This window comes from Curtobacterium sp. MMLR14_002 (genome assembly GCF_001864975.1).
In the GTDB taxonomy this organism is placed as follows: Bacteria; Actinomycetota; Actinomycetes; order Actinomycetales; family Microbacteriaceae; genus Curtobacterium; species Curtobacterium flaccumfaciens.
The window spans coordinates 83917-106068 of sequence record NZ_MJGT01000052.1 but is presented as its reverse complement, the minus strand read 5'-3'; the positions used below and the strand labels follow the sequence as shown (position 1 = coordinate 106068).

23 protein-coding genes are annotated in these 22152 nt (G+C 71.3%); 8 read left to right on the top strand and 15 right to left on the bottom strand.

Translation table 11 applies throughout. The features are described from left to right. Positions 1-32: 32 nt before the first annotated feature. From BIU91_RS08840 to BIU91_RS08825, 4 genes are all read right to left on the bottom strand, one after another. On the bottom strand, positions 33-653 hold the full coding sequence (locus BIU91_RS08840) for a DNA-3-methyladenine glycosylase I (protein ID WP_071405108.1): 621 nt from the start codon (positions 651-653) through the stop codon (positions 33-35). 37 nt (positions 654-690) lie between these two features. Continuing rightward, positions 691-1107: a VOC family protein gene (locus tag BIU91_RS08835; protein ID WP_071405107.1), complete on the bottom strand. Its 417-nt coding sequence runs from the start codon at positions 1105-1107 to the stop codon at positions 691-693. Between the two features lie 391 nt (positions 1108-1498). After that, positions 1499-1834, bottom strand: coding sequence for a hypothetical protein (locus BIU91_RS08830; protein WP_027466303.1), 336 nt, complete (start codon positions 1832-1834; stop codon positions 1499-1501). Positions 1835-1856: 22 nt separating this feature from the next. Next, entirely contained in the window at positions 1857-3527 is a 1671-nt protein-coding gene (locus BIU91_RS08825; protein ID WP_071405106.1) for a sodium:solute symporter family protein, read from the bottom strand. 143 nt (positions 3528-3670) lie between these two features. Here BIU91_RS08825 and aroQ point away from each other — a divergent pair, with 143 nt between their 5' ends. Next, on the top strand, positions 3671-4114 hold the full coding sequence (gene aroQ / locus BIU91_RS08820; RefSeq protein ID WP_027466301.1) for a type II 3-dehydroquinate dehydratase: 444 nt from the start codon (positions 3671-3673) through the stop codon (positions 4112-4114). 192 nt (positions 4115-4306) lie between these two features. On the opposite strand, the gene BIU91_RS08815 is transcribed toward aroQ, so the two are convergent. After that, positions 4307-4903: an NAD(P)H-dependent oxidoreductase gene (locus BIU91_RS08815; RefSeq protein WP_042538253.1), complete on the bottom strand. Its 597-nt coding sequence runs from the start codon at positions 4901-4903 to the stop codon at positions 4307-4309. Positions 4904-4991: 88 nt separating this feature from the next. Between BIU91_RS08815 and BIU91_RS08810 the strand changes: the two genes are divergently transcribed. Then, positions 4992-5459, top strand: coding sequence for an MSMEG_6728 family protein (locus BIU91_RS08810; RefSeq protein ID WP_071405105.1), 468 nt, complete (start codon positions 4992-4994; stop codon positions 5457-5459). Positions 5460-5500: 41 nt separating this feature from the next. Here BIU91_RS08810 and BIU91_RS08805 read toward each other — a convergent pair whose 3' ends face one another. From BIU91_RS08805 to BIU91_RS08775, 7 genes are all read right to left on the bottom strand, one after another. Further along, positions 5501-5791, bottom strand: a complete 291-nt coding sequence (locus tag BIU91_RS08805) for a hypothetical protein (protein WP_071405104.1) — start codon at positions 5789-5791, stop codon at positions 5501-5503. 218 nt (positions 5792-6009) lie between these two features. Then, positions 6010-6276 (bottom strand): hypothetical protein, encoded by a 267-nt coding sequence (locus BIU91_RS08800; RefSeq protein ID WP_111233264.1) that lies wholly within the window; start codon positions 6274-6276, stop codon positions 6010-6012. 79 nt (positions 6277-6355) lie between these two features. Beyond that, entirely contained in the window at positions 6356-7495 is a 1140-nt protein-coding gene (locus tag BIU91_RS08795) for a cysteine desulfurase family protein (protein WP_071405103.1), read from the bottom strand. A gap of 2 nt (positions 7496-7497) precedes the next feature. Continuing rightward, positions 7498-8382 carry a carboxylating nicotinate-nucleotide diphosphorylase gene (gene nadC, locus BIU91_RS08790; RefSeq protein WP_071405102.1) on the bottom strand — a complete coding sequence of 295 codons (885 nt, stop codon included), beginning with the start codon at positions 8380-8382 and terminating at the stop codon, positions 7498-7500. Further along, positions 8379-10046 (bottom strand): L-aspartate oxidase, encoded by a 1668-nt coding sequence (gene nadB, locus BIU91_RS08785; protein WP_071405101.1) that lies wholly within the window; start codon positions 10044-10046, stop codon positions 8379-8381. Before nadB ends, nadC begins: the two co-directional genes overlap by 4 nt. A 32-nt stretch (positions 10047-10078) precedes the next feature. Beyond that, positions 10079-11350 carry a quinolinate synthase NadA gene (nadA, locus tag BIU91_RS08780; protein WP_071405100.1) on the bottom strand — a complete coding sequence of 424 codons (1272 nt, stop codon included), beginning with the start codon at positions 11348-11350 and terminating at the stop codon, positions 10079-10081. Positions 11351-11358: 8 nt separating this feature from the next. Further along, positions 11359-12066 (bottom strand): NUDIX domain-containing protein, encoded by a 708-nt coding sequence (locus BIU91_RS08775; RefSeq protein ID WP_071405099.1) that lies wholly within the window; start codon positions 12064-12066, stop codon positions 11359-11361. A 144-nt stretch (positions 12067-12210) separates the two neighbouring features. Here BIU91_RS08775 and BIU91_RS08770 point away from each other — a divergent pair, with 144 nt between their 5' ends. The 3 genes from BIU91_RS08770 (at position 12211) to BIU91_RS08760 (ending at position 15497) form a co-directional block, all read left to right on the top strand. Then, positions 12211-12492, top strand: a complete 282-nt coding sequence (locus BIU91_RS08770; protein ID WP_071247546.1) for an acylphosphatase — start codon at positions 12211-12213, stop codon at positions 12490-12492. A gap of 167 nt (positions 12493-12659) precedes the next feature. After that, a complete protein-coding gene (locus tag BIU91_RS08765) occupies positions 12660-14141 on the top strand; it encodes an MDR family MFS transporter (protein ID WP_084740922.1) in 1482 nt (493 codons plus the stop codon). Positions 14142-14249: 108 nt separating this feature from the next. Further along, a complete protein-coding gene (locus BIU91_RS08760) occupies positions 14250-15497 on the top strand; it encodes a D-arabinono-1,4-lactone oxidase (protein ID WP_071405098.1) in 1248 nt (415 codons plus the stop codon). A 24-nt stretch (positions 15498-15521) separates the two neighbouring features. Here BIU91_RS08760 and BIU91_RS08755 read toward each other — a convergent pair whose 3' ends face one another. Beyond that, positions 15522-16031, bottom strand: coding sequence for a 2'-5' RNA ligase family protein (locus BIU91_RS08755; protein ID WP_084740920.1), 510 nt, complete (start codon positions 16029-16031; stop codon positions 15522-15524). A gap of 177 nt (positions 16032-16208) precedes the next feature. On the opposite strand from BIU91_RS08755, the gene BIU91_RS08750 reads away from it, so the two are divergent. From BIU91_RS08750 to BIU91_RS08740, 3 genes are read left to right on the top strand one after another with little or no spacing between them, the layout of a single operon-like run. After that, positions 16209-17159: a MetQ/NlpA family ABC transporter substrate-binding protein gene (locus BIU91_RS08750; protein WP_071405097.1), complete on the top strand. Its 951-nt coding sequence runs from the start codon at positions 16209-16211 to the stop codon at positions 17157-17159. Next, complete coding sequence (locus BIU91_RS08745; RefSeq protein WP_071405096.1) at positions 17159-18205, top strand: methionine ABC transporter ATP-binding protein; 1047 nt, start codon at positions 17159-17161, stop codon at positions 18203-18205. The genes BIU91_RS08750 and BIU91_RS08745 overlap by 1 nt, the downstream gene beginning before the upstream one ends. Beyond that, positions 18202-18876, top strand: coding sequence for an ABC transporter permease subunit (locus tag BIU91_RS08740; RefSeq protein WP_017888525.1), 675 nt, complete (start codon positions 18202-18204; stop codon positions 18874-18876). The genes BIU91_RS08745 and BIU91_RS08740 overlap by 4 nt, the downstream gene beginning before the upstream one ends. Positions 18877-19750: 874 nt before the next feature. On the opposite strand, the gene BIU91_RS08735 is transcribed toward BIU91_RS08740, so the two are convergent. Both BIU91_RS08735 and BIU91_RS08730 read right to left on the bottom strand, forming a co-directional pair. Beyond that, the gene (locus BIU91_RS08735; RefSeq protein ID WP_071405095.1) at positions 19751-20527 is read right to left on the bottom strand and encodes an endonuclease/exonuclease/phosphatase family protein; all 777 of its coding nucleotides are present in this window, start codon (positions 20525-20527) and stop codon (positions 19751-19753) included. 133 nt (positions 20528-20660) lie between these two features. After that, on the bottom strand, positions 20661-22070 hold the full coding sequence (locus tag BIU91_RS08730) for an MFS transporter (RefSeq protein ID WP_071405094.1): 1410 nt from the start codon (positions 22068-22070) through the stop codon (positions 20661-20663). Positions 22071-22152: the final 82 nt, after the last annotated feature.

Here is a 22152-nt window from a genome sequence, read left to right as displayed (position 1 = left end):
CGTTCCCGTTCCCGTTCTCGCTGGCTTGCCCGTCAGCTCCAGACGCCGGAGGTCCCGCGCCGGTGGCTACCCATCAGGTGGGTGTCGACGATGCCGAGCGCTTCCATCAGGGCGTACATCGTGGTCGGTCCGACGAAGGCGAAGCCGCGCTTCCGCAGCGCCTTCGACAGGGCAAGGGACTCGTCCGACTTCGTCGGGACCTCCGCGGAGGACCGCGGCTCGGGCGTGGTCGCCGGCCGGAACGACCACACGAAGTCGGCGAGCCCGCCGTCCTGCCGCAGGGCGATCGTGGCGTTCGCGTTGGTGATCGTCGCGAGGATCTTCGCGCGGTTCCGAACGATCCCGGCGTCGGCCATCAGCCGTGCGACGTCGTCCTCGCCGAAGGCCGCGACGGTGTCGGCGTCGAAGTCCGCGAAGGCGGCCCGGAACGCCGGTCGTTTCGCGAGGATCGTGCGCCACGACAGACCGGACTGGAACGCCTCGAGCGAGAGCCGCTCGAACACCCCGCGTTCGTCGCGGACGGGCATGCCCCACTCGGTGTCGTAGTACTCGCGCAGGAGCTCGTCCGACGACGCCCAGACCGGCCGGGCCAGGCCGTCGTCACCGGTGACGAGGTCGGGCACGGGCGGGGCGTCGACGGGCTCGGTGCTCATGCGACCATCCTGGCGGGCGCCGCCGACAGCGCCTGACTCACTCGGCGGGCGGGCCGTCCTGCGTCGCCTGCTCGTCCATCCACACGTACTCCCAGCGGTGTCCGTCCGGGTCGGTGAAGCTCCGCTGGTACATGAAGCCGAGGTCCATCTCCGGGCGGTCTTCGGTACCGCCGGCGGCCACCGCGGCGTCGACGATGTGGTGGACGTCCTCCTTCGACGGGGCGCTGAGTGAGTTGATGACCTCGATCGTGTCGGTGTCGGCGATCGTCTTGTCCGTGAACTCGGCGAACTTCGCCGTCGTCAGGATCATGACGTAGATCGTGTCGGACACCACCACGCACGCCGCGGTGTCGTCGCTGAACGCCGGGTTGATCGAGTACCCGAGTGCCTCGTAGAACGCCTTCGAGCGCTCGAGGTCCGTGACGGGCAGGTTGATGAAGACCATCGTGTCCATGGCGGTTCCTTTCGTCACGCTCAACCTGGACCCACCTGGAGCAGCGCGCAACCGTTTCGTGGGGGAATCAACCGGTACACAATATGCTGGTCGGATGCGGGCGTACGTGGACGAGTCAGAACCCGGTGGTGGACGGGACGAGCCGACGAGCCCGATCCTGGTTTCCTGACGCACGCCCCCGAAAGCGCAAAACCCCGGTCCCGCGCTGGCTGCAGGATGCTCCGGGGCTCACTTTCGACCGAGCAGCACCCGATCGACATATCAATGCTACCCGCCGCGCTCGGCTCCGGTCAAGGCGTCCGCAGCCCAGGCCGGAAACGACGAAGTCGCTGTCGTCCGACAGCGACTTCGTCGTTCCGTGTCAGGCCGGGGACGCTCGACCAAAGCAGCCTCAGGCCAGCTCGCGCCCCTCGCCCGCGGCACGCTGGTGCGACTCGGCCTCGGCCTGGCCGATGATGTCCTCGGCGGGCACCGGGTTCAGGCGGTCCCAGAGGAAGAACAGGCCGCCGCCGACGAGCAGCGAGATTCCGACCCACAGGTTGATGTGGATCCCGCCGGTCTTCTCGGGGTCGGTGTTCCAGTGCACGATCCCGACGATGGTCGTGATCACGCCGTACAGGACGAACAGGCCGCCGAGGATGCGGCGCAGGTCGAGTCGGCGGGTGGAGCGGACGAGGGCTGCCTTCTGCTCCTCGGTCATGGCGCCCGGGGTGGTGGTGTCACTCATGAGAAGTGGTCTCCTTCGCGGATCAGAGGAACGGGAGGTACAGGACGACGCACAGCACGAGCGCGACGGTGCCGAGCAGGGCGGGCGAGCGGTACCAGGCGGTGTCCGTCGCGACCGAGTCGCCGTGCAGGTCGATCTTGCCCACGCCGTAGACGAGTCCACCGAGCTCCTTCTCGTCCTTCGGCTTGGTGAGCATCGAGACGACGAAGCCGACGACCAGCACGGTGACGAACGAGATGATCGCGCCGTACAGGGTCTCCGCGGTGGCGGTGGCGAACAGGTCCGGGTTGACCAGGTAGGCGATCCAGGTGATCGTCGGGGTCACGATGCCGAGGACGTAGCCCCAGAGCGCACCCTGCGTCGTCATGCGCTTCCACAGCAGGCCGAGGATGAACACGGCGAACAGCGGTGCGTTGAAGAACGAGAACAGCGTCTGCATGTACGTCATGATGTTCGACGCCTGGGCCGCGATGAACGCGGTCGCGATGCCGACCACGACGCCGACGACGGTGACCCAGCGGCCGGTCTTCAGGTAGTGCAGGTCGGGCATGTTCGGGCGGATGTAGCGCTGCCAGATGTCGTAGGTGAAGACGGTGTTGAACGACGAGACGTTCGCCGCCATGCCGGCCATGAAGGACGCCAGCAGGCCGGTCACCGCGATGCCGAGCACACCGGTCGGCAGGTACATCTGGATGAGCTTCGGGATCGCGTCGTTGTAGGTCAGCGTGCCGTCAGCGAACTGGTTGCCCACGACGGCCGCGGCGATGAGGCCGGGGATCACGACGATGGCCGGGATGAAGAGCTTCGGGATCGCGGCGATGAGCGGGGTGCGGCGGGCCGCGGACATGTTCTTCGCCGAGAACGCACGCTGCACCTCGGTGAAGTTCGTGGTCCAGTAGCCGAAGCCGAGCACGAAGCCCAGGCCGAGCACGATGGCGAGCCAGTTGGCGCCGATCGGGTTGGTGACGTCACCGAAGCCGGTGCCGGCCCAGGCCTGCAGGTGCTGCACGCCCTGGGTCTCGGTGATGGCCTTCGACAGGCCATCCCAGCCGCCGACGCGGTGCAGACCGACGATCGTCAGCGGGATGAGCCCGGCGATGATCACGAAGAACTGCATGACCTCGTTGTAGATCGCGCTCGAGAGCCCGCCGAGGGTGATGTAGACGAGCACGAAGCCGGCGGAGACGATGATCGCCAGCCACTCCGGCCAGCCGAGCATGGCCTCGATGACGATGGCCATCGCGTACAGGTTGATGCCCGCGATGAGCACGTTCGACACCGCGAACGCGATCGCGTTCACCAGGTGCGGTGCCTTGCCGAAGCGGCGCAGCATGAACTCCGGCACGGAGCGGACCTTCGAGCCGTAGTAGAACGGCATCATCACGAGGCCGAGGAACACCATCGCGGGCACGGCGCCGACGAGGTAGTAGTGCAGGGTGGCCATGCCGATCTGGGCACCGTTGGCCGCCATGCCGAGGATCTCGGTGGCACCGAGGTTCGCGGACACGAACGCCAGGCCCGTGATCCACGCCGGCATCGAGCGCCCGGACAGGAAGAAGTCCATGCTCGTCCGGACCTGCTTGCGGGCGGTGAACCCGATCCCGATGACGACCGCGAAGTACACGATGATCATCAGGTAGTCGACCCAGCCCAAGTCGAGCCGGATCCCTTCGTTCGCTGCAGCGAGAACCATTCACATCTCCACGTCAGTGTGTTGCAGTCGACAACTCTGCCGACCCGGACGGAGACGTTACACCGATTTGTGACCGTTCACATAGCCAGCGCATGCATCGTCCGAGCCGCGCAGCGCGGCCCCCGGTTCGCTACGCTCGGCCCATGACCGACGCGTCGCGCATCCTCGTCCTCAACGGCCCGAACCTCGACATCCTCGGGCGCCGCGACCCGGAGCAGTACGGCACCGTGACGCTCGCCGAGATCGAGGCGATCGTCCACACCGAGGCGGCCGTGCACGGGCTCGAGGCCGACTTCCGCCAGACGAACCGCGAGGGCGAGCTGGTCGAGTGGCTGCACGAGGCCCTCGACGACTTCGCCGCGGTCGTCATCAACCCCGCCGCCTACGCGCACACCTCGGTCGCGCTGCACGACGCGGTGGAGGCCCTGTGGGTCCCCGTCGTCGAGGTGCACCTGTCGAACACGTGGAAGCGCGAGCCGTTCCGCCACGTCGACCACGTCGCCACCGCCGCGACGGCGGTCATCGCCGGCGCGGGCGCCGACGGCTACCGCCTGGCGGTCGCGCACGTCGCGTCCCTGCTCGGCTGAGCCGACCACCGGAAGGGAGGCCCGTGGCGGCGTCGCCACGGGCCTCCCGTCCGCCATCTGGTCACGCTGGGTCGCGCCCGTTCCTTCCCATGGCACGCGCGATGCCTGGTGGTTCCGGGCATACCTGGTGAGAACTTTCGACCAGGGACGCCCGGAAGCACCAGGGACGCCCGGAAGAGCCGGGCGTGAGGATCAGAACTCGGCGGGGCGCCGCACGTCGTTCAGGCCTGCGGTGGCGAAGCCGCCGCGGATGAGCGGCACGGCCCGGCGCACGGCCTGGTCGATACGGAGCTCCAGGTCGACGCTCGCGATGTCGTAGCCACCCTCGCGCTTGGTGAAGTCCCGCTCGTTGCCGAACACCCCGAGCGGCAGGGTCGTGGACTGGAAGAACCCGAACAGCGGGCGCATCTGGTGCTCGACGAGCAGGGCGTGCCGATCGCTGCCGCCGGTGGCGGTCAGGAGCACCGGGGTGTCGACGAGGTCGTACTGGCCGACCCAGTCGAAGAAGAGCTTGAAGGCGCCGGAGTAGGCCGCCCGGAAGGCCGGGCTGCCCACGACGAGCACGTCCGCGGCCTCCACCGTCTCGAGTGCCCGGCGGGTGCGGTCGGACATGGTCTCGCGACCCGACGCCGCTCCGAGGTCAGCGAGCAGCGGACCGATCTCGATCGTCTCGGTCCGGGCACCGTCGATCTCCTCGGCCAACCGGGCCACCGTCGCCGCGACCAGGGTCGAGGTCCGCGAGGGGTCCGATGGGCTGCCACTGACGCCGACGACCAGTTCTCCGCTCATGCGGTCGATGCTCACACGCTGCCGGGGCGGGCGGCACGTTCGTGACGACATGTGTCGGGTGCCAGTCGGTCGGGGTAGCGTCCGCGCCATGCAGACCTTCCTGCCGTACGCCGACTTCCGGGCATCCGCCGAGGTCCTCGACGACCGGCGGCTCGGCAAGCAGCGGGTCGAGACCCTGCAGGTGATGCGCGCACTGACGCTCCCCGACTACGGCTGGCAGCACCACCCGGTGACGGCGATGTGGCGTGGCTACCGTCCGGCGCTGATGGCGTACCAGGAGGCCACGTGCCGCGTCTGGGCCGAGCGCGGGTACGCCGACACGTGTCTTGAGAAGACCCTGCTTGACCTGGGCCGCGTGCCGGAGGACCTGGCGGCGTACGAGCGTGGCGACGTGCCGATCCCGCCGTGGAACGACGACGAGGCCCTGCACATCTCGCACCGGTCGAAGCTCGTGCAGAAGGCGCCGGAGCACTACCGGGAGTTGTTCCCGGGCGTGCCGGACGACCTGGACTACGTCTGGCCGGGGACACCCGAACCGGCGACGCACAGCGCCTGACCGTCAGGCGACCGCCCGGCTGTCAGGCGACTGCCTGGCTGTCAGGCGACCGGGATCCAGCGACCGCCCTCGCGCCGGGTGACGACGTCGGAGCGGATCTCGACCACGTCCCGCAGCCCGTCGACTGCGGCGTCGCGGACGGCCGCGGCGGCACGGTCGTCCTCGGCCTCGAAGCGCACGACGGCACAGGGGACACCACGGAGCAGCCGGACGTCCTCGGCCTCGACCACGGCGTGTTCGCGCACGAGGGCGGCCGCGGCGGGCAGGACGGCGTCCGGGGCGATGCCGGGTGCGAGGGCACCGATCGCCAGGGTCGCACGGTACGAGGGCATGCGACGACGCTACCGGGGAACCGGATCCCGCCGTGGGCTGCAGGGGAACCGACGCCGCTCAGGGGTGCGGACGTCGACCCACGGCGGGATCGCGGTGTACGGCGGGACACGACGACAGGGGGAACGTCGCGCCCCGCGCCGGACGTCGATCAGGGGGTCGACATCCGGTCTGGGTCCACCGCGCGGCTCGGTTCAGGGGAACCGCACGGTGGTGGACCTCAAGGGTGTTCGGTGTCCTCTCGGTACCGGTCCGTCTCGGTCGGTGCGGGCATCGACCGGTGGGCGGCGGCTGGCCGGACCATCGGGAGCAGGGCACTCCCGGCGGTCGCGAGCGCTCCGACCACGGCGATGATCCCGAGCGGGGCCGTGCCGAGGTCGTGCTGCGCTGCCAGGGCGAGCGCGACGAGGGTGGCCGGCGCCGGCAGGAGCTGCACCGCTCGGAAGCGGTCGTCCCGTCGTGTCCGGGTCATCATCGCGTTTGCCATGACGACACTCTGACGCAGATCAGTTGTCCGCAGAAGGGGGGACACGTACCCAGAGATGGAGTAGAACGTCTAGTACACCTCAGGCGAGGGCGCGGACGGTCGCCACGGCGTCGGCCACGGCCCCGACGACGACCGGGACGTCGTCGGCCGTCAGGGCCGCGTCGAACGTCAGGCGCAGCGCGGTGCGCGCCACGTCCTCGGGGATCCCGAGCGCCGTGAGCACGTGGGAGGCCTCGGTGCTTCCCGCAGCGCAGGCGCTGCCCGACGACGACACCACGTCGCGCTGCTCGAGCTCGAGCAGGACGGTCTCGCCGTTGACGCCCGGGAAGCAGAACGATGCATGCCCGGGCAGCCGGTGCTCCCGCGACCCGGTGACGAACGCGCCGGGGACCGCGGCGAGCACGCCGTCGAGCACCGCGTCGCGCACGGTGGTCGCGGTGCTCTCCCCCGACCGCACCGTCGCCGCCGCCAGCCCGAGGGCGGTCGCCACCGCCACGGCTCCGGCCACGTCCTCGGTACCGGACCGCCGCCCCCGTTCCTGTCCCCCGCCGTGCAGCAGCGGCTCGAGCGGGACGCCGGCGCGCACCGCGAGCACGCCGGTGCCCTTCGGGGCGCCGAGCTTGTGCCCGGACAACGACAGCGCGTCGACGCCCAGCACCCCGAGACCGACCGGCAACCAGGGCGCGGACTGCACGGCGTCGGTGTGGAACCGCGCCCCGACCTCGTGCGCCACCGCCGCGAGCGCGGGGACGTCCTGCACGGTGCCGATCTCGTTGTCGGCGTGCGCGATCGAGACGAGCGTGGTGTCCGGGCGGAGGGCCGCTCGCAGCACCGCCGGGTCCACGCGGCCGTCCGGGCCGACGGGCAGCACGGTGACGTCGAAGTCGTGGAAGCGGGCGAGGTACGCGCAGCTCTCCAGCACCGCCTCGTGCTCGGTGGCGCTCGTGACGACGTGCCGACCGCGGGGTGTGGCGAGGGCGATCCCCTTGATCGCGGTGTTCGCCCCCTCGGTGCCGCCGGTGGTGAAGACGACCTCGGCGGGCCGGCACCCGAGCACCCCGGCGACGGCGGCCCGTGCGGCGGTGAGTCCCCGCGAGGCTTCGTCCCCGACCCCGTGCGTCGACGAGGGGTTGCCGAACACCCCCGTCAGGTAGGGCCACATCGCCTCGAGCACCTCGCGGCGGACCGGGGTGGTGGCGGCGCGGTCCAGGTAGAACACGGTCAGTCCCGCACCGGCACCGCGACGTCGATGTCGAGCCCGAGGTCGAGCGCCCGCGCCGAGTGGGTCAGCGCCCCGACCGAGATGACGTCGACGCCGGTCGCCGCGATCGCCGCGACGGTGTCGAGCGACACGCCTCCCGAGGCCTCGACGAGCGCGCGTCCGGCGACGATGCCAACCCCGGTCACGAGTTCGTCCGGGGTGAAGTTGTCGAGCATGATCGTGTCGACCCCCGCAGCGACGACGGGTTCGATCTGGTCGATTCGGTCCACCTCGACCTCGACGTGCACGGTGTGCCCGAGCCGCTGGCGGGCCTGGGCGATCGCTTCGCCGATGCCGATCCCGCCGGCCAGGAGCACCGCCAGGTGGTTGTCCTTGGCGAGCACGGCGTCGGAGAGCGAGGTGCGGTGGTTGTGTCCGCCGCCGCACCGGACGGCGTACCGCTCGAGTGCTCGGAGGCCGGGCGTCGTCTTCCGGGTGTCGACGATCCGCGCCGAGGTGCCCGCGGCGGCAGCGACGTGCGCCGCGGTGGTCGTCGCGATGCCCGACATCCGCTGCACCAGGTTGAGGGCGACCCGTTCGGCCCGGAGCACGGCCCGCGCCGACCCGGTCACGGTCGCGAGGACGTCGCCCGCGACGAAGCGCGTGCCGTCGGCGACGTGCACGACGGCGTGGATCGCCGGGTCGACGGCGTGCATCACGGCGACGAACACCGCCCCGCCGCTCAGCACGCCGGGCTCGCGCGCGCCGAGGGTCGCGGTCGCGGTCGCCTCGGCGGGGATGAGTGTCTCGCTGGTGACGTCGCCCCAGGGTGCGTCCTCCTCGAGCGCGGTCTCGATCACGCGACGGAGCGCGTGCGGCGGGATGGTGCCGGGGTCGGTGGTCATGCGGGTACCTCCTGCGGGACGACTGCGGAGCCGTCGGTGCGTTCGTCCGTGTGCTCGTCGGGGTGTGCGTCGGTGTGGTCGGCGACCCAGGCGTACGAGGCCGGGGCGGTGGGGTCGGTGTCGGGGTGGTCGGTGCGGGCGTGCGCCCCGCGGGACTCGGTGCGGGCCTCGGCGGCGAGCGCGACGAGTCGCGCCAGGTCGAGCAGCGCACGGTCCTCGTGCTCGCGCACGCCCCCGCCGGTCGGCGCGGTCAGCGCGTCGAGGTCGCGGCGCGCGCTGGCCAGCCCGACGGCGTCACGGAGCAGCCCGACGCGGTCCGTCATGACGGACTGGACCGCCTGACGGACGGCACCGACGTCGTCGAGGTGGGTCGCGCCTCCAGGCAGGGTCGGACGGGAGGAACGGATCGCGTCGGCCGCTCGGGGCACGCTGGTGACGTGGAGACCGGCGTCCCCGCGCAGGCGGAGCAGGCCGGGTCGCGGTGCGGCGACCGCGTCCGCTGCGCGGACCGCGAAGACGAGTCCCTCGAGCAGGGAGTTCGAGGCGAGCCGGTTGGCGCCGTGGACCCCGGTGCAGGCGGCTTCACCGACGGCGAGGAGTCCGGGCAGGCTGGTGCGGCCCTCGGCGTCGGTGGCGATGCCGCCCATCGAGTAGTGCGCGGCCGGTGCGACCGGGACGCCCTCGCGGGTCCAGTCGAAGCCGGCGGCGCGGGTGGCCCGGGTGAGTCCGGGGAACCGCGTGACCAGGAACCCGGCGTCGAGGCCGGTGGCGTCGAGGAGCACGGGCGCGCCGCCCTGGTCGCGCACCGCGGCGGCGATCCCCCGCGCGACGACGTCACGCGGGGCGAGCTCGGCGTCCGGGTGCACGTCGGTCATGAAGCGGTGCCCGGCGGCGTCACGGAGGACGGCGCCCTCACCGCGGACGGCTTCGGACACCAGGCCGCCACCGGGGACGGCCAGCCGTGTCGGGTGGAACTGGACGAACTCCAGGTCGGCGAGGACGGCGCCGGCGCGCCAGGCGGCGGCGACCCCGTCACCGGTCGCGACCAGGGGGTTCGTCGTCTCGCGGTACAGGTGTCCGGCTCCCCCGGACGCGATGACGACGGCGTCCGCGTCGAGGCGGCGGGGTTCCCCGAGCAGGTCGAGGACGTCGACGCCGACGACCACCCCGCCGCGGACGACGAGGTCGGTCAGGCTCGTGCGCTCGAGGATCGTGACGTGCCGTCGGTGCAGTGCCGCGATGAGGGTGTGTTCGATCGCGGCGCCGGTCGCGTCACCGTCGGCGTGCACGACGCGCCACCGGCCGTGCGCGGCTTCACGGCCGCGGGCGAGGTCGTCGCCGTACCGGTCGAGGGTCGCCGGGTCCGACGACCGGTCGAAGGGCACCCCGAGGGCGAGCAGGTCGCGGACGCGGGCCGGCCCGTCGGTGCACAGGACCTCGACGGCCCGGGCGTCGGCGCTGCCCGCCGCGGCGACGTGGGTGTCGGCCTGGTGCAGCGCCGCGGAGTCGTCTGCGCCGAGCGCCACCGCGATGCCGCCCTGGGCGTACGCGGTGGCGCTGTCGGCGAGCGCCCCCTTCGTCACCAGGGTGACGTCGTGCAGGGCACTGGCGCGGATCGCTGCGGTCAAGCCGGCGATGCCGGAGCCGACGATGACGACGTGCACGGTGGTCTCCCTCGTTCGGTCGGGTCCGCGTCTCAGCCGCGCGGCTTGGCGGCGAGCATGCGCTCGAGCGCGACCTTGGCGTCGGCCTGCACGTCGGCGGGGACGACGATCTCGTTGAGGACCTCGCCGCGGACGAGTGCCTCGAGCACCCAGGCGAGGTAGCCCGGGTGGATCCGGTACATCGTCGAGCAGGGGCAGACGACCGGGTCGAGGCAGAAGATCGTGTGCTGCGGGTACTCGGCGGCGAGCCGGTTCACCATGTTGATCTCGGTGCCGATCGCGAACGTCGTCGGCTCGGTGGCCGCGGCGACGGTCTTCCGGATCAGGTCGGTGCTGCCGGCGTGGTCAGCGGCGTCGACGACGGCCATCGGGCACTCCGGGTGCACGATGACCTGCACGCCCGGGTGCTCGCGGCGGGCCTGGTCGATCTGGTCGACGGTGAAGCGGCGGTGCACCGAGCAGAAGCCGTGCCAGAGGATGACCTTCGCCGCTTCGAGGTCGCTCGTCTCGTTGCCGCCGAGGGGCTTCCGGGGGTTCCACATCGGCATCAGGTCGGTGCTGATGCCCATCGCCTTCGCGGTGTTGCGGCCGAGGTGCTGGTCGGGGAAGAACAGGACGCGCTGCCCACGCTCGAAGGCCCACTCGAGCACGGTCGCGGCGTTCGATGAGGTGCACACGATGCCGCCGTTGCGACCGCAGAAGGCCTTGAGGTCGGCGGCGGAGTTCATGTAGGTGACCGGGATCACGGGGACGCGGCCGTCGGCGTCGGGCTCGGTGCCGTACACCGCGGTCAGCTCCGCCCACGCGGCCTCGACGCTGTCGATGTCGGCCATGTCGGCCATCGAGCAGCCGGCGGCCAGGTTCGGCAGGATCACGCGCTGGTCGTCGCGGGCCAGGATGTCGGCCGTCTCGGCCATGAAGTGCACGCCGCAGAACACGATCGCCTCGGCGTCGGGCTTCGTCAGGGCGGCGTTCGCGAGCTGGAACGAGTCGCCGAGGAAGTCCGCGTGCCGGACGACCTCGTCGCGCTGGTAGAAGTGCCCGAGGACGACGACCCGGTCGCCGAGGGTGGCCTTCGCCCGCTCGATGCGTTCGTGGAGCTCGTCGGTCGGGGTCGTCTTGTACTCGTCGGGCAGGACGCCCTGGCGCGGGGCGCTCGTCGGGATGACGTCGGACATCGACGACCCCGGGCCGTACCCGGGGCGGGAGTCGAAGTCCCACGTCGGCATGGCGAGGTCGGGCGTGCAGGTGCTGCCGCCGGCCTTGCCGTTGGAGATGAGTTCGATCGTCGTGGCGATGGACACGGGGCTTCCTATCGGTTCCGCTGCTGGTGCTGATCGGCTCCGGTCTGCAGCGGGCCGTTGTCCGCGTAGGCCAGGTCGGGGTTCGAGCGGTACAGCCGGGCCGGACGGTGCCGACCCCCGCTCGTGGTCTCGTCGGTCGGCAGGACCGCGTCGGTCTTCTCGACCTGCCGACGGAAGTTCGCGGGGTCGAGTGCTCGGCCGAGCACCGCCTCGTACACGCCGCGGAGTTCGGCGAGGGTGAAGCGGTCACCGAGGAACGCCTGCGCGATCCGCGAGTACGACATCTTGTTGCGCAGCCGCCACAGGGCGTACTCGACGATGCGGTCGTGGTCGAAGGCGAGGGGCGGGTGCTCGTCGGCCAGGAACCACCGGACGTTCCAGTCGTCGGGCACGACGTTCGCCTCGTCCGGGTGCACGAGCGCCCAGTACACGATCGACACCACGCGGCTCGGGGAGCGTCCGACGTCACCGAACGCGTAGAGCTGCTCGAGGTACCGCGGCTGGACCTTCGTCGTCTCGCGCAGTCGGGCGGCCGCGGAGTCCTCGAGGCCCTCGTCGTCGCCGACCCAGCCGCCGGGGAGCGCCCAGGAACCCTCGAACGGTTCGGCGACGCGACGGACGAGCGGCATCCACAGCGCCGGGGCCCCGGTGTCGGGGTGCGGGCGCAGTGCGACGATCACGGTGGAGACCGCGACGCGGATGCCTGCTTCGTCCATGGTGGAGATAGTGTCAATCTGACTCGAAGTGTTCGGGTTGGGATGACACTATCACTGCCGACGCGGTGCGCTCGTCATGAGCCGGAAACAGATCGTCACGGGGCCGAAAACTCCCGAGGGGCCGCCGCGGTTAGCGTGGAGGACATGACGACGGTGACGAGGGTGCATGCCGTGGTGTCGGGGACGGTCCAGGGGGTCGGCTTCCGGTACTGGACCGCTCGGAAGGCGGACGGGCTCGACCTCGTCGGCTACGCGAGGAACCTCTGGGACGGCACGGTGGAGGTCGAGGCAGAGGGACCCTCGGTCGCCGTGGACTCGCTGGTCGAGTGCCTGCGCACCGGGCCGCCGTCGGCCACGGTGACCGACGTCAGCCTGCGGTCGGTGGTGCCGCACGGCGACGCCGACGGGTTCGCGATCCTGCACTGAGCGGACGTGCATGGGAGCTGCGCCGACGACCGGCCGGCTCGGCACCGATCGTTCACCTGCGGATGTCGGAGCGAAGCGGAATAATCGCATCCACTCAGGGAGTTGGCCTGTCTGCGCGTCCTGCGCCACACCCGTTCCACCCGTCGTGACCCACCAGGAGCACCCGCATGACCCAGGCCGTCGATTCCGCCCCCCGCACGGGAAGCGTCTCGCAGCCGTCCGCTGCCGAGACCCGACTCGTGATCGGGCTGCTGCTCGTCTCCGCGTTCGTCGTCATCCTCAACGAGACCATCATGGGCGTGGCCCTGCCCCGGCTCATGGACGACCTGGACATCAGCGCCGCGACCGGCCAGTGGCTGACCACCGGCTTCCTGCTCACCATGGCGGTCGTCATCCCGATCACCGGGTTCCTGCTGCAGCGCTTCAACACCCGACCGGTGTTCGTCTGGGCGATGGGCCTGTTCTCCGTCGGCACGCTGATCGCCCTGCTCGCGCCGGGCTTCACCGTCCTGCTCGTCGGCCGCATCGTGCAGGCCAGCGGCACCGCGATCATGATGCCGCTGCTCATGACGACGGTCCTGACCCTCGTCGACCCCGCACACCGTGGCCGCATCATGGGCAACATCTCGATCGTCATCTCGGTCGCTCCGGCCATCGGCCCGACGATCTCCGGCCTGATCCTCAACGCGTTCTCATGGCGCTGGCTGTTCGGCTTCGTGCTGCCCATCGCGATCGCGGCGCTCATCCTCGGCATGGTCAAGGTGCAGAACGTCTCGACGCCGCGCAAGGCACCGATCGACGTCGTCTCGGTCATCCTCTCCGCCTTCGCGTTCGGCGGCATCGTCTACGGCCTGTCCAGCATCGGTGAAGCCGGCACGACCGGTCCGCTCGTCCCGGTGACCGCCCTGGTCGTCGGTGCCGTGGCCCTCGCGGTGTTCATCGTCCGGCAGACGCGCCTGCAGCGCACCGACAGCGCCCTGCTCGACCTGCGCACCTTCCGCACCCGTGGCTTCACGGTGCCGATCGTCGCGATGGGCCTGAGCTTCATGGCGATGTTCGGCACGCTCATCCTGCTGCCGATCTACCTGGAGCGCGTGCTCGGCCTCGAGGTCCTGCAGGTCGGCCTGCTGCTGCTCCCCGGTGGGCTGCTGATGGGCCTGCTCTCCCCCGTCGTCGGTCGCATCTACGACCGCCGTGGCCCGCGCGTGCTGCTCATCCCCGGATCGATCATCGTCAGCGCCGTGCTCTGGGCGCTCTCCACCGTGGGCGTCGACACCAGCGTCTGGTTCGTCCTCGGTGCGCACGTGGTGCTGAGCATCGGCCTGGCCCTGACCTTCACGCCGCTGTTCACCGCGGCGCTCGGCGGGCTGCCCCCGAAGCTGTACTCGCACGGCAGCGCGGTGCTCGGCACGGCGCAGCAGCTCGCCGGTGCGGCGGGCACGGCCCTGTTCGTCACGCTGCTGACGATCGGTGCGGCCACCGCCGTCGAGGGCTCCGGTGCCCGTGGGGTCCAGGTGGCCACCGCGTCGGGCGTCGGCACCGCCTTCATGGTCGGCGCGATCATCTCGCTGTTCGGCATCCTGGCGTCGGTGTTCGTCCGCCGGCCCGAGGTGCCCGAGGGCGCGCCGACGCCCCCGCCCGTCCACTGACCGACGAGCCTCGCGCACCGACCGACGAGCCCGGCCGGACGCCGAACCCGTGACGGGACCGGCGCCCGGCCCGCGCCCGTCTCCGGACCGCGTGGCAGGGTGGGCGCCATGCGGTCGACGACGAGCGAGCTCAACTGGTCCGGCACGGTCACGTACACGGCCGGACGGGTGGTCCGCCCGTCGTCGATCGACGAGGCCGCCCAGGTCGTGGCCGACGCCGATCGGGTGCACGGCCTCGGCACCCGGCACTCGTTCAACGACGTCGCCGATACCGCAGGCACCCTGCTCGACCTGACCGGCATCCCCACCGACCTGGTCGTCGACACCGAGCACCGCACCGTCACGCTCGGGGCCGGCACCCGGTACGGCGACGTGGCGGCCGACATCGACCGTGCCGGGTTCGCCCTGCACAACACGGGGTCCCTGCCGCACATCTCGGTCGGGGGTGCGGTCGCGACCGGCACCCACGGTTCCGGCACGACACTGGGCTCGCTCGCCACCGCCGTGCGCGCGTTCGAGGTGCTCGGTCCGGACGGCTCCGCCCGGACGATCGACCGGACGGACCCCGCGTTCGACGGTGCCGTGCTGCACCTCGGACTGCTCGGCATCGTGACCCGGGTGACCCTCGACGTGGAACCCGCCTACCGGATGCGTCAGGACGTCTACGGCGCGATCCCCTGGGACACCTTCACGGCGAACGCCGCCGAGGTGCACGCCACCGCGTACTCGGTGTGCGCCTACACGGTGTTCGGCGACGCGATCACCGAGGTCCTGGTGAAGTCGCGCGTCCCCGAGGGCGCCGAGGACGTGCCGGTCCCGGAGACCTTGGCCGGCGCACGGCGCCTGCCCGGCACCCCCGGCGACGACCGCCGGACCGCGCGCGACGGCTCGGTCGGCCCGTGGTGGGACCGCCTGCCGCACTTCCCGATCGGGTCCGTCCCGAGCCACGGGTCCGAGGTGCAGAGCGAGCACTTCGTCCCGCTCCGGCACGCGGCGGCCGCCCTCGACGCGCTCCGGGGGCTCGCCGACCGGATCCAGCCGCACCTGCACGTCTGCGAACTCCGGACGATGGCCGCGGACGACCTCTGGCTCAGCCCGACCCAGGGCGAGGACGTCCTCTGCATCGCGTTCACCTGGAAGAAGCACCCGACCGAGGTCGCCGCGCTCCTGCCCGACCTGGAGTCCCGGCTCGCGGCCTTCGACGGCCGACCGCACTGGGGCAAGATGAGCTCGCTCGACCACGCGGCGATCGCCGGGCTGTACCCGCGGCTGGCGGACTTCCGCGACCTCGTCGCCCGGGCCGACCCGGAGCGGACGTTCGCATCCGCGTTCGGCGAGCGGGTGCTCGGGACCTGACCCGGGCCTCCAGGCCGTGCCCCGCTAGTCGGTCGTGAACGCGAGCGGCGTGATCGTCCGCGTCTCGCCGTCCCAGTGCCGCACGCCGCCGACGTCGAGCGTCTCCGGCAGCGGCACGGCGCGCAGCGCAGCGACGGCGCGCGGCAGGTCCTCGTCGCGCACCCGGCGGGCCAGCGTGACGTGCGGCGACCAGTGCCCGGGCACCGACGTCTCGACGCCGCCGGGGGCGACCGCGTGCACCTCGCCGTGGAAGGTCGTGAGCGCCGCGTCGAGGACCACCGCGCGCACGAGGACCGACCGACCGGCACCCGCGGGGAAGAGCAGCAGCCCGCCGAGCCGGATCGAGGTCGGCACCGACGTGCGGAACCCGGCCGGCACGGGCAGCGTGTCCCCGGCGGCCAGGGTGACGTGCGGGGCGTTCGACGGCGACGGGTGCCGACCGAGGCTCGGCAGGTCGGCGTCGATCAGGGCCTGCCAGGCGGACCGCACGGCGGCGTCCGACTCCGGGCCGAGGACGAGTTCGATGCTGCGCACGATCCGAGTCAACCAAGTCGTGTCGGGACGCGTGCTCCGACGCAGGCGGCACGGATCGAGTGCTGCGTAACACGACGGAACGGAACTCGCACCGGGGGTGGACCGCACGTCACACTCGTCTCCACGCCGCGGACCACCGCGGCTCCCCCACACGCACTGCCCACGAGGAGCACCAGCATGTCCGCAGCCCCCGCACTGCCCGAGAAGCCGAAGGGCAAGCGCCCGATCGGCTGGATCGTCGCCGCCGCGATCGTCGTCGTGGCCATCGTCGTCGCCGTCGTCGTCGGAGCCCTCCGCTCCGGGAGCAACGACGCCGGTGCCGCTGGTGACGCCGCCCCGAAGACCGTCACGATCGGTGTCTCGGACAAGTCGCTCGGCTACTGGAGCACGTACACGAAGCTCGCGAAGGACAAGCTCAACGTCACCGTGAAGCTGACGAACTTCTCGGACTACTCGCTGCCGAACCCCGCCCTCAAGGACGGCCAGCTGGACATCAACCAGTTCCAGCACATCCAGTACCTGGCGGACTACAACGTCACCTCGAACGACGACCTGCAGCCGATCGGTTCGACCGCCGTCTACCCGCTGCCGCTCTACGCGACGAAGTACGACAAGCCGTCCGAGCTGCCCGCGAACGCGAAGGTCGCGATCCCGAACGACTCGATCAACCAGGCCCGTGCGCTCCTGATCCTGCAGGCGGCCGACCTGATCACGTTGAAGGACGGCGGGTCGGCGTTCTCCACCGCCGACGACATCGAGACGAAGAAGGTCGACGTCCAGCCCCTCGACGCCTCGCAGACCGCGAACGCGCTGCAGCAGGGCTCCGTCGCCGCCGCCGTCGTGAACAACAACTTCGCCACCGCCGCCGGTCTGCCGATCTCGGACGCGATCTACCAGGACGACCCCTCGAGCGCGAGCGCCGCCCCGTACGTGAACGTGTTCGCCGTCCGCGACGAGGACAAGGGCAACAAGACCTACCTCGACCTGGCGGAGCTGTTCCAGGACGACGCCGTGCAGAAGGCCTTCGCGAAGGACCTGCCCGAGGCCGTCGCCCGCGACGAGAGCGCCTCGAAGCTGCAGGACGAGCTCGCCCAGGTCGAGCAGGACGCGAAGGCGGCCAAGCAGTAGTGCCGGTCCTCGTCGAACTCCGCGGCGTCTCGAAGCACTACCGCCGCGCCGACACCGGCGAGACCGTGGTGGCCGTCGAGGACGTCTCCCTGGACGTGCACCAGGGAGAGGTCCTCGGCGTCATCGGGTACTCCGGTGCCGGCAAGTCCACCCTGGTCCGCCTGGTCAACGCGCTGGAACTGCCGAGCTCCGGCACGGTGACCGTCGCGGGCCGCGAACTGACGGCGATCCCCGAGCGGGACCGCCGTCTGGCGCGTCGCAACATCGGGATGATCTTCCAGCAGTTCAACCTGTTCCGGTCCCGCACGATCGCCGGCAACGTCGCGTACCCGCTCAAGGTCGCCGGCGTGCCGAAGGCCGAGCGGAACCGTCGCGTCGCCGAGCTGCTCGACTTCGTGGGCCTGCTCGAACGCGCCCACGCCTACCCGGAGCAGCTGTCCGGCGGCCAGAAGCAGCGCGTCGGCATCGCTCGCGCCCTCGCCGCGTCGCCGGACCTGCTGCTCGCCGACGAGGCGACCAGCGCCCTCGACCCGGAGACCACGTCCGAGGTGCTCGCGCTGCTCCGCCGGGTCAACCGGGAGCTCGGCGTCACCATCATCGTCATCACGCACGAGATGGACGCCGTCCGGCAGATCGCCGACCGGGTCGCCGTGATGGAACAGGGTCGGGTCGTCGAGGTCGGGGACGTCTACGACGTGTTCTCGACCCCGAAGACCGGCGCCGCGCAGCGCTTCGTCCGCACCGCGCTGCACGACCGGCCCTCCGCCGAGACGCTCCGGCGCCTGCGGGACCGCCACCCGGGTCGGCTCGTCACGGTGCAGATCACCGACGAGGCCGGGCTGCAGAACCGCATCGACGCCGCGTTCCGCGCCGCCGGGATCACCGCCGAGCTCGTCTACGGCGGGGTCGGCGAGATCCGGGAGCGTCGGATCGGGTCGCTCACCTACGAGCTGAGCGCGCCCGGCGCCGAGCCCGACGCCATCGATCGCGCGATCGCCGCGCTGCGCGCTGACGGCGTCACGACCGACGAGGAGGCCGCCGCGTGAACAACAACTCGTTCCAGAGCGTGATCGACACGTTCGACGTCTTCCTCGCCGCCATCCGCGACACCATCGTGATGTCGCTGATCTCGCTGGTCATCGCCGGGGTCATCGGCCTCGCGCTCGGCCTGCTGCTCTACGCGACCCGGCCGGGCAACGTCCTCGGCAACCGCACCGCGTACACGGTGCTCAACGTGTTCGTGAACCTGATCCGCCCGATCCCGTTCGTGATCTTCCTCGCCGCGATCGCGCCACTGTCGCGGGTCGTCGTGCAGACCACGATCGGTGTCCCCGCGGTGACCTTCGCGATCTCGTTGGCCGCGGCCTTCGCGGTGTCCCGGATCGTCGAGCAGAACCTGCTGTCGGTCGACCCGGGCGTCGTCGAGGCTGCTCGGGCCTCGGGTGCGCACCCGGTCTCGATCCTGCTGACCGTGCTCATCCCCGAGGGTCTCGGCCCCCTGATCCTCGGCTACACGTTCATCTACATCGGCATCGTCGACATGACGGCGCAGGGTGCGCTGATCGGTGGTGGCGGGCTCGGCGAGTACGCGATCACCTACGGCTCGCAGCGCTACGACTGGTGGGTGGTCTACGTCTCGGTGGCGGCGATCGTCGTCATCGTGCAGCTCGGCCAGTTCATCGGCAACCGCTTGGCGCGGGCGACGCTGCGTCGCTGACGCGGGCGGGTTCCGAGGGCAACCGCCTGGAGGCCCGGTGCCGGTCCACGAGACCGGCACCGGGCCTCCGGTGCGTCGCCGCCCGGACGGACGCGCCCAGCGTCGTGCGCCGAGCGGTCACGACTCCCCGCTCACCTCCGCCGAAGTCACACGCACCGTCGCCCGACGCCCCCGCAACCGACACTTCCCGACCACTCGGCGGCGCGCACACGGCATGTCGTGCGACCTCGGCATGCACCTCCGACGCGCCCGACGGCCCCCTGCCGAGCGGTCACAACTCCCCGCTCACCTCCGCCGAGGTCGCACGAACCGTCGCCCGACGCCCCCGCAACCGACAGTTCGGGACCACTCGGCGACGCACCCGCGGCATGTCGTGCAACTCGCACGCGCCCGCCGACGCTCCGGACGGCCCACCGCCGAGCGGTCACAACTCCCCGCCCACGTCCGCCGAGGTCGCACGAACCGTCGTTTACCGGGCCCGCAACCGACAGTTCCCGACCACGCGGCGATGCGCACGCGGCATGTCGTGCGACCTCGGCACGCACCGCCGACGCGCCCGAAGGCCCACCGCCGAGCGGTCAGACCCCCGCTCACCTCCGCCGAGGTCGCACGAACCGTCGCCCGACGCCCCCGCAACCGACAGTTCGGGACCACTCGGCGCCGCGCACACGGCACGTCGTGCGACCTCGCCACGCGCCCTCCGACGCTCCCGACGGCCCACCGCCGAGCGGTCACGACTCCCCGCTCACCTCCGCCGAGGTCGCACGAACCGTCGCCCGCCGGGCCCGCAACCGACAGTTCCCGACCACGCGGCGATGCGCACGCGGCATGTCGTGCGACCTCGGCGGCCGGCACGAGCGGCCGCCGACGCGGGTCAGGCGGCGGGAGCCTCGACGGTGGTGACGGCGCCGGTCTCGCCGGGGTGCTCGTAGTGCGCACGGACCAGGATCGGGCGGTGGTCGGAGATACCGGCCGGCAGGGTCTCGACGCCCGCGATGTGCAGGCCGACACTCGTCGCGAAGTCGAAGTGGCCGGTGAACTTGCGGTAGCGCAGGTAGGTCGGCTGGTCGGACAGCGACAGCGCGAACCCGCCCTGCTCGATCTTGCGGCGCAGGTTCGTCTGGAACCACGGGTAGTTGAAGTCGCCGACCATGACCGCGGGGACGTCCTTCGCAAGTTCGCGCAGGAACTGGTGCGCGGCCTCGATCTGCTTGCGGCGCAGGGAGTTCGTCGCGGTCAGCGGTGAGGCGTGGAACGAGGCGACGACGACCTCGGCATCGGCCTCGGTGTCACGCAGGTGCATCGCGATGAGCCGTTCGTGTGCGGGTGCGAGGACCCGGTCGTGCAGCGACTTCTGCAGCGAGTGGATGCTGAAGTCCTGCACCTCGAAGCGGTCGTCGCGCTTGTAGATCGCGAGCCCGAGCCGGTTGGTGCGGGTCGACGCGGCGAGCGAGAGGCCGCCGATCGACGGTGCGAGGTCGTTGCTGTCGCACTCCTGCACGCACAGGACGTCGGCGTCGGACGCCTCGGCCAGTGCGGCGAGCTCGCTGTTCGCGGTGTGCTCGCGGAGGTTGTAACTGACGACACGGAGCTGCGTGGGCTGCACGGTCTGCTCTGATGCGATCGTGCTCTGCTGCTCTGGCGCGGCCATGCTGCCTTCCTGTCCGGGTGTTCCGGTCACCCTGCCGCGGTCACCGTACTCGGGTACCGCGGACGGTTGCTGAGACTGTAACGCCTGCCGGGTTTCGTCCGTGTGACCGTGACGGAAACGGACAGCGGCGGGATCAGGCACGGACACGGCGGACCGGACGGACGGTGTCGCCCGCTGTGCGACTCATCAGGATGCCCTCCACGCAGGCGACCACGAGCAGGGCGGCGATGACCCAGAACGCGGCCGCGTACGGCCCGTCGCCGCCCAGCCCGGAGGCCGCGCGGATGACCACGGCGGCGACGGCGACACCGAAGCCCGCGGCGGTCTGCTGCAGCGTCGACGACAGCGTGTTCGCGGGGGTCATGTCGGCCTGCTCGACGTCGGCGAAGGCGATGGTGTTGTACGCCGTGAAGCCCACGGAGCGGGCGGCACCACTGACGACGAGCAGGACGGCGAGCAGCCAGAACGGGGTGTCCTCGGTCATGAACGCCATCGCGACCACGGTCAGCGCGGCGACGGCCGACGACACGATGATCACCGGGCGGTAGCCGAACCAGCGGAGGAACGGGGTCGTCATCGGCTTGATGCCGAGGTTGCCGACGAACACCCACAGCACCGCGGACCCGGCGAGCACGGCGCTCCAGCCCCAGGCGTCCTGGAACAGCAGCGGGAGCACGAACGGCACCGCGGACACCGCCAGGCGGAACAGGCCGCCGCCGGCGTGCGACACCCGGAAGGTCTCGAGTCGGAACGCGTCGAGCCCCATGATCGGGTGCGGAGCCCGGCGGAAGTGCCGGATCGCCAGCCAGCAGCACACCGCGCCGAGGACCCCGGAGACGACGACCGCGGTGACCGGCACGACGTCCAGCGCGAGCAAGGACGCCATGACCACGAGCGAGCCGAGCCCGACGCAGGCGAGCAGCGACCCGAACCAGTCGAACGGCACCCGCTGTGCCGCACGCTCCTGTGGTACGAGCACCAGGGCGGCGACGAGGGCGATGACGCCGAGCGGGATGTTGATGAGGAAGATCCAGTGCCACGACAGCGTCTCGACGAGGACCCCGCCGATGAACGGCGCGATGATCGGTGCGGCGAGGGCCGGCCAGGTCAGGATGGCGATGGCGGTGACGAGTTGTTCGCGCCCCGCGCTCCGGAGCACGACGAGCCGGCCGACGGGCACCATGAGCGCCCCACCCAGGCCCTGCAGGATGCGCCACAGCGTCAGCTCGACCAGCCCGGTGGACAGCGCGCACAGGGCCGACGCGATCGTGAACAGCGCGATGGCCCCGGCGAAGACCGTCCGGGAACCGATCCGGTCGGTGAGCCAGCCGGACACCGGGATGAACACCGCGAGGGTCACGAGGTACGCGGTGATCGTGACGCCCACCGCGGCGGAGTCGACCCCGAGGTCACGCCCCATCGCCGGGGCGGCGGTCGCCAGGATCGTGCCGTCCAGCAGCTCCATGAAGAAGGTCCCGGCCACCAGCACGGCGACCGCCGTGCTGTGCGTCCGTCGTCTGGGTGTCGTCGCCGTCGTCGTCATCGCCCACCGAGACTATGCCCGCGGACGTCCGCGCCGTCACGGACGGGCCGCCCACCGGACGGGACACCGGACGGGACACCGG

What these genes read in the sequence shown, in the direction of transcription:
- BIU91_RS08840 (WP_071405108.1), bottom strand. Translation starts at nt 653, where the DNA reads ATGAGCACCGAGCCCGTCGACGCCCCGCCCGTGCCCGACCTCGTCACC.
- BIU91_RS08835 (WP_071405107.1), bottom strand. Translation starts at nt 1,107, where the DNA reads ATGGACACGATGGTCTTCATCAACCTGCCCGTCACGGACCTCGAGCGC.
- BIU91_RS08830 (WP_027466303.1), bottom strand. Translation starts at nt 1,834, where the DNA reads ATGAGTGACACCACCACCCCGGGCGCCATGACCGAGGAGCAGAAGGCA.
- BIU91_RS08825 (WP_071405106.1), bottom strand. Translation starts at nt 3,527, where the DNA reads ATGGTTCTCGCTGCAGCGAACGAAGGGATCCGGCTCGACTTGGGCTGG.
- aroQ (WP_027466301.1), top strand. Translation starts at nt 3,671, where the DNA reads ATGACCGACGCGTCGCGCATCCTCGTCCTCAACGGCCCGAACCTCGAC.
- BIU91_RS08815 (WP_042538253.1), bottom strand. Translation starts at nt 4,903, where the DNA reads ATGAGCGGAGAACTGGTCGTCGGCGTCAGTGGCAGCCCATCGGACCCC.
- BIU91_RS08810 (WP_071405105.1), top strand. Translation starts at nt 4,992, where the DNA reads ATGCAGACCTTCCTGCCGTACGCCGACTTCCGGGCATCCGCCGAGGTC.
- BIU91_RS08805 (WP_071405104.1), bottom strand. Translation starts at nt 5,791, where the DNA reads ATGCCCTCGTACCGTGCGACCCTGGCGATCGGTGCCCTCGCACCCGGC.
- BIU91_RS08800 (WP_111233264.1), bottom strand. Translation starts at nt 6,276, where the DNA reads ATGGCAAACGCGATGATGACCCGGACACGACGGGACGACCGCTTCCGA.
- nadC (WP_071405102.1), bottom strand. Translation starts at nt 8,382, where the DNA reads ATGACCACCGACCCCGGCACCATCCCGCCGCACGCGCTCCGTCGCGTG.
- BIU91_RS08775 (WP_071405099.1), bottom strand. Translation starts at nt 12,066, where the DNA reads ATGGACGAAGCAGGCATCCGCGTCGCGGTCTCCACCGTGATCGTCGCA.
- BIU91_RS08770 (WP_071247546.1), top strand. Translation starts at nt 12,211, where the DNA reads ATGACGACGGTGACGAGGGTGCATGCCGTGGTGTCGGGGACGGTCCAG.
- BIU91_RS08765 (WP_084740922.1), top strand. Translation starts at nt 12,660, where the DNA reads ATGACCCAGGCCGTCGATTCCGCCCCCCGCACGGGAAGCGTCTCGCAG.
- BIU91_RS08760 (WP_071405098.1), top strand. Translation starts at nt 14,250, where the DNA reads ATGCGGTCGACGACGAGCGAGCTCAACTGGTCCGGCACGGTCACGTAC.
- BIU91_RS08750 (WP_071405097.1), top strand. Translation starts at nt 16,209, where the DNA reads ATGTCCGCAGCCCCCGCACTGCCCGAGAAGCCGAAGGGCAAGCGCCCG.
- BIU91_RS08735 (WP_071405095.1), bottom strand. Translation starts at nt 20,527, where the DNA reads ATGGCCGCGCCAGAGCAGCAGAGCACGATCGCATCAGAGCAGACCGTG.
- BIU91_RS08730 (WP_071405094.1), bottom strand. Translation starts at nt 22,070, where the DNA reads ATGACGACGACGGCGACGACACCCAGACGACGGACGCACAGCACGGCG.